This is a genomic window from Pantoea sp. PGP6 (assembly GCF_053474785.1).
This window is the reverse complement of sequence record NZ_JBQBMA010000001.1, coordinates 3,708,359-3,720,796: the sequence shown is the minus strand read 5'-3', so window position 1 is coordinate 3,720,796 and position 12,438 is coordinate 3,708,359. Positions and strand designations below refer to the sequence as shown.

Genomic DNA, 12,438 nt, shown 5'->3' with positions numbered 1-12,438 from the left:
CGAGATAAACGGAGATTTAGTGACAGAATGCGTCGCGATCAGCTGCTGCTTAAGGTGCAGTTGCCGCATTGCGCCACATCGGGGATGCGGTAACGCTGGCAGCAGCTGCGACGGACCAGTTCGCCGTTGCGGGGGATCATAGTGCGGTAGAGCGGATTATCGCTGCCATCCAGCAGCTGCTGGTTGAAGAACAGCGCCTGTTCCAGTTGTGCCACCGGCAGCTCACCGAGGGTGTTTTTTAGCTCGCCGAGGAACCACTGAAACGAAAAGCCCATGTTGTTCCAGATCAGCCTGGCATTGATATCGCCGTGGCGGGTAATGCTGTTCACTACCGGGATCAGATGCTGCTGTATCAGCCGATCGAGGCGCTGCTGTGCATTCAGGTAGTGCGCATCCTCATCCTCCTGCACCGCAATCCAGAACGCGGCGGGATGTCCATGCTGAAACTCCACCCGGATATGCTCGGGCGAGCAGTCGAGCGCGCGCGACTCCTGCAGCAGGGCGATCATCAGTGGCGGCAGCAGCAGACCAAAATACCACTGTGCCCACAGTGACAGCACCGGTTTCGCTTCCCGCACGGCATCAGGATGATCGCGATAGAGATAGTCGCTGTAACGCTGAATCAGCGGCGTAAACACGGCGGGCTGTGACCAGTCGGCGAGCGTCAGGCAATCGGGCGCGGCAGGCTGATCGAGCTTAATCGACTGCTGCAGATAGTCAGGCTGCTGCAATAACCGTTGCTGCAAACTTTCCGCCAGCGGACGGTCGTTTTGCCGGAAGATCATCGACTGGGAGCTAAAGCGATTTTCCTGAGCGGTTACGGTTGCCATGTCGACTCGCGAAAGAGTAGATAAGAAAGCAAATGATAATCGTTATTGATTCACTCTTCAAGCCGTACAAAACATCAGCAGGAAAGGGCGGCTGGCCGGGGAGAGGAAATAAGTCAGGAACAGGAACTAATAGAATAAAAATCCGCTATACCGCGGTTACGGCATAATAATAGCCGCTTAATACGCAAGGGTATTACGCGTGTTCGCCGGACGTTGGATGATGCGCTTTAGGTAAATCTTCCCAGGCGAGAATGGTATTTCTTCCCTGATTTTTAGCCACATATAATGCGCGGTCAGCGTTCGCCACCGCCTGATCAAATTCATTATCATAAATAGGCGCAATGCCGGCGCTAATCGTTACATGGGTCGAAACTTTTTCATTAAAGCGGTGAGGAATTTCTAAATCGACCACATACTGACGAATTCGCTCCGCCAGTTTCATTGCAATGGAACTGTTGACGTTTGTCATCAGCACCAGAAATTCTTCGCCGCCATAACGGGTAACCACATCCCGTGAACGCACCGCATCGCGAATGGCCACCGACACCCGCGCCAGCGCCTGGTCACCCATCGCATGACCGTAATTGTCGTTATAGGCTTTGAAATGATCGATATCCAGCAGCAGGACATAATGACTGCCTGCATGGTTTTCCAGAATATTGTCGAGCCGGTTTTTCAGTCCGCGGCGATTATACAGTCCGGTGAGCGGATCGAGCATGCTGAGGTCACTGAAGGCTTCTTTCTCCTGATACAGCTGGCGCATCAGGCGCAGGGTAAAGTTATCGGCGCGACGACGCATCAGATGCTGCAACGAAAAACCAATCAGCGGCAGGGTGATGTTCAGCAGGATCAGCGGCAGATGTTCCCCCTTATCCAGCAGCAATACGGTGACCACCGGCGGGGTGATATGCAGGCAAAACGCCAGCAGATGATCGCTCAGAGCGATGGCGCTGATAAAAAAAACGCTGAGCAAACTGATAATCAGAAAGCCATCATCAAAATAAGATGCCTGATGAAAGCGATAGTTAATGTGCCAGGCCCAGAGAGCACCCAGTATAAACGACACCGGATTTAATAACGGTAATTTTAGTTTAGGACGGATTAAACAAAGACATAATATTGCGCTACTGAAAATAGCGACGCAAATTACCGGTAACGTCATTTCGCTTTTTCTGACCGGCGTCCAGCAGAATAGTGTAATAACAACGTTAAGAAACAACAAAAGCATGAGCGAAAGCCGATATTTGCTGTGTTTCAGTTCTTCATAAGATTGTAATTTCATTATAAATACTCGTAACGGCCCTGAAATATCAAAGCGCAAACCGGTAAAGCGCTTTACCGGACAGTGAGCAAATTATTGCTGTTATTAATAGTGTTATCGGCCGCAATCTAGCATTTTCCAACTGGTCTGTCATCTTCCTGGCCGGGCCAGACAAAAACAGGCTGCATAAGGCACAAAACTGTCATATGATAATGGGAATGCTTATCATTTGAGGTTCGGATCATGGGGATGGCCATTATTGCCGCCTGCGGCCTGTGGGGATTTAGCTGGGTGATGGGGAAGAAACTGGATAGCGCCTGGGGCGTTCTGCTGCCGTGCGCCGCAATGCCATTGTTCGCGTTATGGGGACCGAGCTTCAGCCAGTGGCGGGTAGTGATGATCGTGGCACTGCTGCTGACCATTGTAATGCTGTTTAACCAGCGCTTACGTCATTATCTGCTGCTGCCATCCTGTCTGGCATTAGCGGGCGGACTGGCGGCAGTGTCAGTGAATTTTCATCTGAATTAAAGGCAGGGAGTGAACAGCGTGTAACCGGGTTGCGGTAACAGAAACGATCATAAAGGGGAAGTAACGCAGGGAGATGACAACGTTGGTGCGAAGAGAGGGACTTGAACCCTCACGTCCGTTAAGACACTAACACCTGAAGCTAGCGCGTCTACCAATTCCGCCACCTTCGCATCGAGTTGTCTGTTCATATCACCGCAATGGTGCGAAGAGAGGGACTTGAACCCTCACGTCCGTTAAGACACTAACACCTGAAGCTAGCGCGTCTACCAATTCCGCCACCTTCGCGCAGTGCTCGCGATATGAAACTTGTGATTTTGGTGCGAAGAGAGGGACTTGAACCCTCACGTCCGTTAAGACACTAACACCTGAAGCTAGCGCGTCTACCAATTCCGCCACCTTCGCATACCCGTAACACCTTGAGAATGTTACAACCACGGAGGCGCATTCTAGAGATTTTACTCAATGCGTCAACAACTATTTTGTCGGGCTGAAACGATCGCTGTAAAAAGCAACGTTTTCAGCCCGGCGACGCGGTTAAACAGCGGAAAAAGTCTTAACGCGCTTTGGCACCGCGACCGTAAACGGCACGATAAACTTTGAAGCGGCCGGTTTGCGCCAGCACTTCGTGACTGCCAAAGGTTTCATCCAGCACCTGCGGGTAGGGCAGGAAGGCGTTAGCCACGATACGCAGCTCGCCACCGGTATTGAGATGCTTCACTGCGCCGCGGATCAGCGTCTGTGCCGCATCCAGACTGGTCTGGGTGCCTTCATGGAACGGCGGATTCGAGATAATCATGTCGAAACGGCCGGTCACGTCCGAGAAGACGTTACTGGCGAACACTTCGCCTTCCAGACCGTTGGCGGCCAGCGTCGCTTTACTCGCTTCAATTGCCGCGGCGTGCACGTCGCACAGCCACAGACGGACTTTTGGCGAACGCGCCGGCAACGACGCGGCAAGCACTCCGGCACCACAACCGATATCCAGCACCTTGCCTTTGGTATGTGCGGTGAAGGTCGAGAGCAGCAGTGCACTGCCGCTATCCAGGCCGTCGCGGCTGAACACGCCCGGCAGGGTATGCACGGTCAGATCGTTCAGCTGATAGGTATGACCAAAGGCGCTGGCGTCGAAGGTCGGCTGCCGATCAAGGCGGCCGTGATAGAGGCCACAGCGACGTGCGCTGTCGATCTTCTCCAGCGTGACCCACTGTTCCAGCATCCCTTCGGCACTGCGCACGCCGCTGCGGTTTTCACCCACCACGAACACATCGCAGCCCACCGGCAGCAGTGACAGCAGGTTTTGCAGCTGGAACTGCACTTCCGGTTTGTTCTTGGTCCAGAAATAGACCAGCGTATCGCAGCCCTGCACATCTTCCGCCTGCGCAACCAGTCCATAACGCGCCTGTTCGCCCATACGGTGGCTCAGGTTTTGCCAGTGATGATATTGCTGGGTATGCACCCGCGAAGAGGCGGTTTCCAGCTGAGCGGGCAGGTCATCCTGCAGATCGCCAGCAAATAAAACATGGCGGGCGGTAAATTCATCACTGTGGCGCAGAATGACTTCGCTGGCCGGGGTAAAAGCAGACATGTGGGGCTCCTGTAAGATCTGAGCGGGGATTATAGTGGTTTGTTGGCGCATGTTCGATGGGTTTGCTAGCATAGCGTCGCATTCAGGCAGCAGAACAGGTAACACTATGACGTCCAGGCGCGACTGGCTTTTACAGCAAATGGGAATTACGCAGTATCAGCTGCGCCGCCCGCGCGTGCTTCAGGGCGAAATTGCCGTCACGCTGGCACCGGAGACGCAGCTGATTATCGTGGCTGAGACACCCCCCGGCCTGCACGAACCGCTGATGCGCGACGTGCTACATACGCTTAATCTGCAACCGGCTCAGGTGATGACCGTGACGCCGGACCAGCTGCAAATGCTGCCGGAGACGCTGCATTGCGCAGGATGGCTGCTCGGCGTTGAGAGTGAACAAACCTTTAACGGCGTGGCATTAACCAGCGCTTCCTTCAATGAACTGATCAGCAGCGGCGCCGCCAAACGCGCGCTCTGGCAACAGATGTGTAACCATGACAGCCATCTCTTTTCTCACCCCTGACGATCGGGCGCAGGCCTTCGCCATCGAGTGTCGTAGTCACGCCTTTCCATGGAGTGAACAGACCTTTGCCAGAAATCAGGGCGAACGCTTTCTTAATTTGCGGCTCGACGTCGACGGTCAAATGGCCGCCTTCGCCATCACTCAGGTGGTGCTGGATGAAGCCTCGCTGTTCAACATTGCGGTCGATCCCGCCTGGCAGCGCCGGGGATTTGGCCGCCAGCTGTTACAGCATCTGATTGATGAACTGATTAAACGCGACGTGCTGACGCTGTGGCTGGAAGTGCGGGCTTCAAATCTGCCCGCCATTGCGCTCTACCAGCAGCTGGAATTTAACCAGGTCAGTCGTCGCCCAAACTATTATCCCACTGCCAGCGGTCGTGAAGATGCCATCATCATGGCGCTGACGCTGTAGCGGTGTTAAGGAGCTTTGATGTCAGATAACTGGGATTGCATCCTGTTTGATGCAGACGATACCCTTTTTCACTTCGACGCCTATGCCGGTTTGCAGCGTCTGTTCGCTGGCTACGACGTGCAGTTTACCGATCAGGATTACGCCGACTACCAGGCGGTTAACAAACCGCTGTGGGTCGATTATCAGAACGGTACCATTTCAGCGCTACAGCTGCAGACTCAGCGTTTTAATCACTGGAGCGAAAAGCTCAGCGTAGCGCCGGAGATTCTGAACAGCGGTTTTCTCAGCGCGATGGGCGAGATCTGCACCCCGCTGCCGGGCGCGGTCAGCCTGATGAACCGGCTGCATGGCCGGGTGAAGATGGGCATCATCACCAACGGTTTTACCGCGTTGCAGCAGATACGGCTGGAACGTACCGGTTTTCGTGACTATTTTTCCGCGCTGGTGATCTCAGAGCAGGTGGGCGTGCCGAAACCGGCCGCAGAAATTTTTGATTATGCGCTGAAGCAGATGGGTAACCCGGATCGTCAGCGGGTGCTGATGGTGGGGGATACCCCGGAGTCAGATATTCTCGGCGGGATCAATGCCGGTCTGAAAACCTGCTGGCTCGATCACGGCACCCGACCGCTGCCGCAACATATCCATCCGACCTGGCAGGTCAAATCGCTGAACGAGCTGGAAGCGCTGCTGATCGGCTGACGGAAGCCACCTCGCAAATCTAAAGTGGCAGCATAAAAAAGGTCCGCATAGCGGGCCTTTTCGTTTTATCTTTACCGCAGCCGGAGCGTTACTCTTTCTTCTCGTCGTCCTCATCGCGATCCTCTTTCACCGGTGTGCTGGCGGTGAGCAGGAACGGCGATTGCTGCCAGCGGGTACGGCGATGGCGCAGCAGGGTGCGGGAGAGAATAATGCCGATCGCCAGCGCCAGCAGCATCATCAGGCGCAAAATATTGGTGGTGTTATCCACCTGACGCGATTCGGTGACCAGCACGTGGGTATCGAGCGTAACGCGCAAAAAGCCAAGCGGGCCGTCGTTACCCGCCAGCGGCTGCACAATCTGATGATTGAAGTAGCTGCCAGCGCGTTTGCCGTCCAGCGCCAGCCGGTCGCGCACGTTGATATTTTCACCGCTGTGCGCCACTAAGCTGCCGTCGCCGTCATATACCGAGGCGTCGAGAATGCGGCTGTTAGCGGTCATCTGATTGAGAATGGCTTCAATCTGGTTGCGGTTATTTTCGCTGTTGTCCATCAGGGGCTTCAGGCTGAACGCCACCTGATTGGTCAGGGTATGCGCCAGCTCCTCAACCTGTTCAGACCGTGCCATTTGATGGCCGAGACTGAACCAGGAGGCACCCTGCATCAGGGCCACCAGCAGTGCCATTGAGATCAGAACGATCACCGTGCGATGTAAGCGAAATTTTAGTGCGGTTTTAGCCATCAATAATCCGTGTCACGTCACAACAGAAAGCCTGGAGATTATGTTGCCAGAAGCGGCGCAGACAAGGTAGCCTCTTGCGTGGTTTTGTTGTCCCTACAGGAGCTGTGATGCCAAATCGTTTAACCTGGTGCGATCTGCCCGCCGATGTTTCCCTCTGGCCGGGTTTGCCCCTTTCCCTTAGCGGTGATGAAGTGATGCCGCTGGATTATCGCGCTGGCCGGACTGGCTGGCTACTGTATGGCCGCGGGCTGGATAAGCAACGGCTGACCGATTACCAGCACCGGCTGGGTGCGGCGATGGTGATCGTCAGTGCCTGGAACGTAGATGAATATCAGGTGATTCGCCTGGCTGGCTCGCTGACGCCGTTCGCCAGCAGACTGGCGCACGACGCCGGACTGGACGTGGCGCCACTCGGCAAAATCCCGCACCTGAAAACGCCGGGCCTGCTGGTGATGGATATGGACTCGACCGCCATTCAGATCGAGTGTATCGATGAGATTGCAAAACTGGCTGGCAGTGGCGAGCTGGTGGCAGAAGTGACCGAACGCGCGATGCGCGGCGAACTCGACTTTACTGCCAGCCTGCGTCAGCGGGTGGCGACCCTGCAGGGGGCCGATGCTAATATTCTGAAGCAGGTGCGCGATGCGCTGCCGCTGATGCCGGGCCTGACTACCCTGACGCAAAAATTACAGGCGCTGGGCTGGCAGGTGGCGATTGCCTCGGGCGGCTTTACTTATTACGCCGAATACCTGCGCGATAAGCTGCATCTGTCGGCGGTAGTGGCCAATGAACTGGAAATTCGCGACGGCAAACTGACCGGCAACCTGCTGGGTCCGATTGTCGACGCACAATACAAAGCCGATACGCTGAAAAAGCTGGCGCAGCGTTTTGACATCGCGCCGGAACAGACCGTCGCGGTCGGCGATGGGGCCAATGACCTGCTGATGATTAAAGCCTCAGCGCTGGGCATTGCCTACCATGCTAAACCTAAGGTGAATGAGCAGACTGCGGTCACCATTCGCCATGCCGATTTGATGGGGGTGTTCTGCATCCTCTCCGGCAGCCTGATCCATGAAGAGCGTTAACTGAGGTATTGATTTGGCCAAAGCGGCAAAACGCGCATTTGTGTGTAACGAATGCGGCGCAGACTATCCACGCTGGCAGGGGCAGTGCAGCGCCTGTCACGCCTGGAACACCATCACCGAGGTGCGGATTGCCGCCTCGCCTGCTGCGGCGCGTAACGAGCGTCTGAGCGGCTATGCGGGCAGTGCCGGTACCAGTCGGGTACAGAAGCTGTCCGAAATCAGTCTGGAGGCGCTACCGCGCTTCTCGACCAGCTTTAAAGAGTTTGACCGGGTTCTCGGCGGCGGCGTAGTGCCGGGCAGCGCCATTTTAATCGGCGGTAGTCCGGGTGCCGGTAAATCGACCCTGCTGTTGCAGGTGATGTGCCGCCTGTCGGAAGGGATGAAAACCCTCTACGTCACCGGGGAAGAGTCGCTGCAACAGGTAGCGATGCGCGCCCATCGTCTGGGATTACCCACCGAAAACGTCAATATGCTGTCGGAAACCAGCATCGAGCAGATCTGCCTGATCGCCGAGCAGGAGCAGCCGCAGCTGATGGTAATCGACTCGATCCAGGTGATGCACATGGCGGAGATTCAGTCTTCGCCGGGCAGCGTGGCGCAGGTGCGAGAAACTGCCGCCTACCTGACGCGCTTCGCCAAAACGCGCGGCGTGGCGATCATTATGGTCGGTCACGTCACCAAAGATGGCTCGCTGGCCGGTCCTAAAGTGCTGGAGCACTGCATCGACTGTTCGGTACTGCTGGATGGCGATGCCGACTCCCGCTTCCGCACCCTGCGCAGCCATAAAAACCGATTCGGCGCGGTCAACGAGTTAGGCGTTTTCGCCATGACCGAGCAGGGAATGCGTGAAGTCAGCAACCCGTCGGCTATCTTCCTGTCGCGCGGCGAAGAGGTCACTTCCGGCAGCTCAGTGATGGTGCTGTGGGAAGGGACGCGTCCGCTGCTGGTGGAGATTCAGGCGCTGGTGGACCATTCGATGATGGGCAATCCACGTCGCGTTGCGGTCGGGCTGGAACAGAACCGCCTGGCGATTCTGCTGGCGGTGCTGCATCGTCATGGCGGCCTGCAGATGGCGGACCAGGATGTGTTCGTTAACGTGGTTGGCGGGGTCAAGGTGACCGAAACCAGTGCCGATCTGGCGCTGATGCTGTCGATGGTATCGAGTCTGCGCGATCGCCCGTTGCCGCAGGATCTGGTGATCTTCGGCGAAGTGGGGCTGGCGGGCGAAATCCGTCCGGTCCCCAGCGGTCAGGAACGAATTTCGGAAGCGGCGAAACATGGCTTTAAACGCGCCATTGTGCCGGCTGGCAATGCGCCGAAAAAACCGATCGATGGCATGCAGGTTTTCAGCGCGAAGAAGCTGGCCGACGCGCTGGCGATTCTCGACGATCTGTAATGCGGCTGGCGTCCGCTGATGGCTTGCCGTCAGCGGGCGAGGGCGGCGCGTTCAACCTTATACGCATTCACGCAGGAGGCACGACATGTCGTCGTTTGATTATCTGAAAACGGCCATTCGCCAGCAGGGCCACACGCTGCAACAGGTCGCTGATGCCAGCGGCATGACCAAAGGCTATCTGAGCCAGTTGCTCAACGCCAAAATCAAAAGCCCCAGCGCGCAGAAACTGGAAGCACTGCACCGCTTTCTCGGACTGGAGTTTCCGCGCCGTGATAAAACGGTCGGCGTGGTATTCGGCAAGTTTTACCCGCTGCACACCGGCCATATCTATCTGATTCAGCGCGCCTGTAGTCAGGTGGATGAGCTGCACATCATCATGGGCTATGACGAGCCGCGCGATCGCCAGCTGTTTGATAACAGCGCCATGTCGCAGCAGCCGACGGTCAGCGACCGACTGCGCTGGTTGCTACAGACCTTTAAATATCAGAAAAACATCCGTATCCACGCCTTTAACGAGGAGGGGATTGAGCCGTATCCGCACGGCTGGGACGTCTGGAGTGAAGGGGTCAGCGCGTTTCTCGGCGAGCACGGCATCGCGCCGGATTGCATTTACACCAGCGAAGCGCCTGATGCGGAGATGTATCAGCAGCACCTGGGGATTCGGACGGTGCTGGTCGATCCCGACCGATCTTTCATGAGCATCAGCGGCGCGCAGATCCGTCAGGATCCGTTCCGCTTCTGGGAATATATCCCGACCGAAGTGAAGCCGTTCTTTGTCCGCACCGTGGCGATACTGGGCGGGGAATCAAGCGGCAAATCGACGCTGGTGAATAAGCTCGCTAATATTTTCAACACCACCAGTGCCTGGGAATATGGCCGCGACTATGTCTTTTCGCACCTCGGTGGCGATGAAATGGCGCTGCAATATTCGGACTACGACAAAATCGCGCTCGGTCAGGCGCAGTACATCGATTTCGCGGTAAAATATGCCAACAAGGTGGCGTTTATCGACACCGATTTCGTGACGACCCAGGCGTTCTGCCTGAAGTACGAAGGGCGCGAACATCCCTTTGTTCAGGCACTGATCGACGAATATCGCTTCGATTTAGTCATTTTGCTTGAGAACAATGTGCCGTGGGTGGCGGATGGATTGCGCAGTCTGGGCAGTTCAGTCGATCGTCGCGAATTCCAGTCGATGCTGGTGACGATGCTGCGTGAAAACAATATCGATTTTGTGCATGTGCGTGAGGATGATTACGACACCCGTTTCCTGCGCTGCATTGAACTGGTGAGAGCGATGCTGGGCGAGAAGAACGCCCAGCCGTGATCGAACCAGGGGGACCGGCGCGGCCCCCCTGGCGGACAGATTAATAGACCATCACGACCTTGCCACGCATATGGCCTTCCAGCACCCGCTGATGGGCCGCTTTCAGCGTTTCAACGCTTAAGCCCTGCAGCGTCTCACTCAGCGTGGTTTGCAGCTTACCTTCATCCAGCAAGGCTGCCACGGCATCCAGAATTTCACCCTGGCGCGCCATGTCCGGCGTGTTAAACATGCTGCGGGTGTACATCAGCTCAAAGTGCAGCGCAGCGCTTTTCAGCTTCAGCTGATCCATCGACAGCGGATGCTCGTTCTCAACGATGGTGCAGATGTGGCCCTGCGGCGCAATCAGCTTCGCCATGGTTTCCCAGTGACCGTCGGTATCGTTGAGGCAGAAGATATAATCGACCTGCTTAATCCCCTGTTTCTCCAGTTCACCCGGCATATCTTTGTAGTTAATCACCAGATCGGCACCGCGATCGCGGCACCACTGCGCCGAATCTTCGCGCGAGGCTGTTGCAATGACTTTCACCTTGCTGTGCAGCTTCGCCAGGGGGATCGCCAGCGATCCGACACCGCCAGCGCCGCCCACGATCAGCAGCGTTTGATCTGCGGTCGCCGCGTCGAGATTCAGTCGCTCAAACAATCCTTCCCACGCCGTCAGTGCCGTCAGTGGGATCGCCGCCGATTGCGCCCAGTCGAGGCTCTTCGGCTTGTGGCCGGTGATACGTGAATCGACCAGCTGCTCGGTGCTGTTACTGCCGGCACGGGTCAGATCGCCAGCATAGTAGACTTCATCGCCCGGCTTGAAGTTGCTGACTTTGCTGCCAACTTCCAGCACTACGCCGCTGGCATCCCAGCCGAGAATACGCGGTGCCTGCAGCCCGTTTTTGATTGCGCCTTTGTGAACTTTGGTATCGACCGGGTTGACCGAGGCGGCTTTGACCTCAACCCGCAGGTCGTACTCGCCTGGCGTCGGGGTTTCGGGCAAGATTTCAATGAAGTTCTCAGGACTCTCTGGATTAACAGCAATAGCGCGAATAGACATAGTGGATCTCCTGTGTTGTTACGCTAAGTGTAGAACCTGGATTTAGCGGTGATAAGATGGACAATCTTTCATAGAGTGTTCGTCTGAGGTGAACAATAGCGTTTCGTCAGTGGCAGGACATGGCTCTTTTCGCGCTGGTGGCGGAGTGCGGCAGTTTTACCGGCGCGGCGGAACGCGCCGGTTTGCCAAAATCGAGCGTCAGCCAGCGCATCAGCCAGCTGGAGCAACGACTCGGCATCCGGCTGCTGAATCGCACCACCCGCCAGCTCAACCTGACCTTTGCCGGTGAGCGCTATCTGCTGCACTGCCAGGAGATGATGCAGGCCAGCGAACGTGCCGATCAGGCGATCGCCAGCCTGCGTGAAAACCCCAGCGGCCGGCTGCGCATCACCAGCCCGGCGGGCATCGGCGCAACCCTGCTGGCGCGCTGCAATGCGGCGTTTTTACGGCTCTATCCCGATGTGACGCTGGATATTTCGATCTCAGATGATATTCGCGATCTGGTGCAGGAGGGCTTTGATGTGGCGCTGCGCACCGGTCAGCCGCAGGAGTCATCGCTGATTGGTCGTCGGGTCGGTTACTGCCAGCGGCTGCTGGTGGCCTCGCAGCACTATCTTGATCAGCATCCACCCATTATTCATCCGCAACAGCTTTCTGCCCATCGCTGCATCGCCCATCGTGCCTGGAATGAATGGGTATTACAGCGGGATGAGGAATTTTATCGCTGGCTGCTGCCGCCCGCGCATCTGACCGATAATCTGATCTATGCCCGTGAGTCGGCGCTCGGCGATGCCGGTATCACGCTGCTGCCGCGTTTTCTCACCGATGGAATGATGGCGGACCCGCGTCTGGTGCCGGTGCTGCCGGAGTGGCAGATGGAAGGAAATGAGCTGTGGCTGGTCTATCCGGGACGTAAACTCAATTCCCCGGCGCTGGCACGCTTCGTGGAGTTCGCGCTGCACTCGCCGGTGTTCAGGGAGTTTTATCGTTAATCGAGCAATAAAAAAGGCGGCAGTG

Annotated in this window: 13 protein-coding genes and 3 tRNA genes; 8 read left to right on the top strand and 8 right to left on the bottom strand. The window is 56.4% G+C overall.

The features are described from left to right. Nucleotides 1-38: 38 nt before the first annotated feature. Both fhuF and ACLIBF_RS18090 read right to left on the bottom strand, forming a co-directional pair. Entirely contained in the window at nucleotides 39-830 is a 792-nt protein-coding gene (gene fhuF / locus ACLIBF_RS18095) for a siderophore-iron reductase FhuF (RefSeq protein ID WP_031376349.1), read from the bottom strand. A gap of 193 nt (nucleotides 831-1,023) precedes the next feature. Then, entirely contained in the window at nucleotides 1,024-2,112 is a 1,089-nt protein-coding gene (locus ACLIBF_RS18090; protein WP_031376350.1) for a GGDEF domain-containing protein, read from the bottom strand. Nucleotides 2,113-2,334: 222 nt separating this feature from the next. On the opposite strand from ACLIBF_RS18090, the gene ACLIBF_RS18085 reads away from it, so the two are divergent. Then, nucleotides 2,335-2,619, top strand: a complete 285-nt coding sequence (locus tag ACLIBF_RS18085) for a DUF1435 domain-containing protein (RefSeq protein ID WP_031376351.1) — start codon at nucleotides 2,335-2,337, stop codon at nucleotides 2,617-2,619. A gap of 83 nt (nucleotides 2,620-2,702) precedes the next feature. Here ACLIBF_RS18085 and ACLIBF_RS18080 read toward each other — a convergent pair. The 4 genes from ACLIBF_RS18080 to rsmC all read right to left on the bottom strand — a co-directional run bounded on the left by ACLIBF_RS18080 (nucleotide 2,703) and on the right by rsmC (nucleotide 4,204). After that, a tRNA-Leu gene (locus tag ACLIBF_RS18080) sits at nucleotides 2,703-2,789 on the bottom strand. Nucleotides 2,790-2,817: 28 nt separating this feature from the next. Beyond that, a tRNA-Leu gene (locus ACLIBF_RS18075) sits at nucleotides 2,818-2,904 on the bottom strand. 30 nt (nucleotides 2,905-2,934) lie between these two features. After that, nucleotides 2,935-3,021, bottom strand: a tRNA-Leu gene (locus ACLIBF_RS18070). Between the two features lie 151 nt (nucleotides 3,022-3,172). Beyond that, nucleotides 3,173-4,204: a 16S rRNA (guanine(1207)-N(2))-methyltransferase RsmC gene (gene rsmC / locus ACLIBF_RS18065; protein WP_069728465.1), complete on the bottom strand. Its 1,032-nt coding sequence runs from the start codon at nucleotides 4,202-4,204 to the stop codon at nucleotides 3,173-3,175. A 106-nt stretch (nucleotides 4,205-4,310) separates the two neighbouring features. Here rsmC and ACLIBF_RS18060 point away from each other — a divergent pair, with 106 nt between their 5' ends. The 3 genes from ACLIBF_RS18060 to yjjG are packed head-to-tail and all read left to right on the top strand — an operon-like array spanning nucleotide 4,311 to nucleotide 5,832. Continuing rightward, nucleotides 4,311-4,721, top strand: coding sequence for a DNA polymerase III subunit psi (locus ACLIBF_RS18060; RefSeq protein ID WP_069728464.1), 411 nt, complete (start codon nucleotides 4,311-4,313; stop codon nucleotides 4,719-4,721). Further along, nucleotides 4,693-5,133, top strand: a complete 441-nt coding sequence (gene rimI / locus ACLIBF_RS18055; RefSeq protein WP_031376049.1) for a ribosomal protein S18-alanine N-acetyltransferase — start codon at nucleotides 4,693-4,695, stop codon at nucleotides 5,131-5,133. Before ACLIBF_RS18060 ends, rimI begins: the two co-directional genes overlap by 29 nt. 18 nt (nucleotides 5,134-5,151) lie before the next feature. Next, complete coding sequence (yjjG, locus tag ACLIBF_RS18050; protein WP_031376048.1) at nucleotides 5,152-5,832, top strand: pyrimidine 5'-nucleotidase; 681 nt, start codon at nucleotides 5,152-5,154, stop codon at nucleotides 5,830-5,832. An 88-nt stretch (nucleotides 5,833-5,920) separates the two neighbouring features. Here the strand turns inward: yjjG and ACLIBF_RS18045 are convergent, their stop codons facing one another. After that, nucleotides 5,921-6,571 (bottom strand): YtjB family periplasmic protein, encoded by a 651-nt coding sequence (locus ACLIBF_RS18045; protein WP_046289178.1) that lies wholly within the window; start codon nucleotides 6,569-6,571, stop codon nucleotides 5,921-5,923. A gap of 107 nt (nucleotides 6,572-6,678) precedes the next feature. Between ACLIBF_RS18045 and serB the strand changes: the two genes are divergently transcribed. The 3 genes from serB (at nucleotide 6,679) to nadR (ending at nucleotide 10,379) form a co-directional block, all read left to right on the top strand. Next, nucleotides 6,679-7,656 (top strand): phosphoserine phosphatase, encoded by a 978-nt coding sequence (serB, locus tag ACLIBF_RS18040; protein WP_031376047.1) that lies wholly within the window; start codon nucleotides 6,679-6,681, stop codon nucleotides 7,654-7,656. 13 nt (nucleotides 7,657-7,669) lie between these two features. Further along, nucleotides 7,670-9,052: a DNA repair protein RadA gene (gene radA / locus ACLIBF_RS18035; RefSeq protein WP_031376046.1), complete on the top strand. Its 1,383-nt coding sequence runs from the start codon at nucleotides 7,670-7,672 to the stop codon at nucleotides 9,050-9,052. 85 nt (nucleotides 9,053-9,137) lie between these two features. Continuing rightward, nucleotides 9,138-10,379, top strand: a complete 1,242-nt coding sequence (gene nadR, locus ACLIBF_RS18030; protein ID WP_031376045.1) for a multifunctional transcriptional regulator/nicotinamide-nucleotide adenylyltransferase/ribosylnicotinamide kinase NadR — start codon at nucleotides 9,138-9,140, stop codon at nucleotides 10,377-10,379. 40 nt (nucleotides 10,380-10,419) lie between these two features. On the opposite strand, the gene ACLIBF_RS18025 is transcribed toward nadR, so the two are convergent. Then, the gene (locus ACLIBF_RS18025; RefSeq protein WP_448310213.1) at nucleotides 10,420-11,421 is read right to left on the bottom strand and encodes a zinc-binding alcohol dehydrogenase family protein; all 1,002 of its coding nucleotides are present in this window, start codon (nucleotides 11,419-11,421) and stop codon (nucleotides 10,420-10,422) included. 95 nt (nucleotides 11,422-11,516) lie between these two features. Here ACLIBF_RS18025 and ACLIBF_RS18020 point away from each other — a divergent pair, with 95 nt between their 5' ends. Next, nucleotides 11,517-12,413, top strand: a complete 897-nt coding sequence (locus tag ACLIBF_RS18020; protein WP_448310413.1) for a LysR family transcriptional regulator — start codon at nucleotides 11,517-11,519, stop codon at nucleotides 12,411-12,413. Nucleotides 12,414-12,438 lie beyond the last annotated feature (25 nt).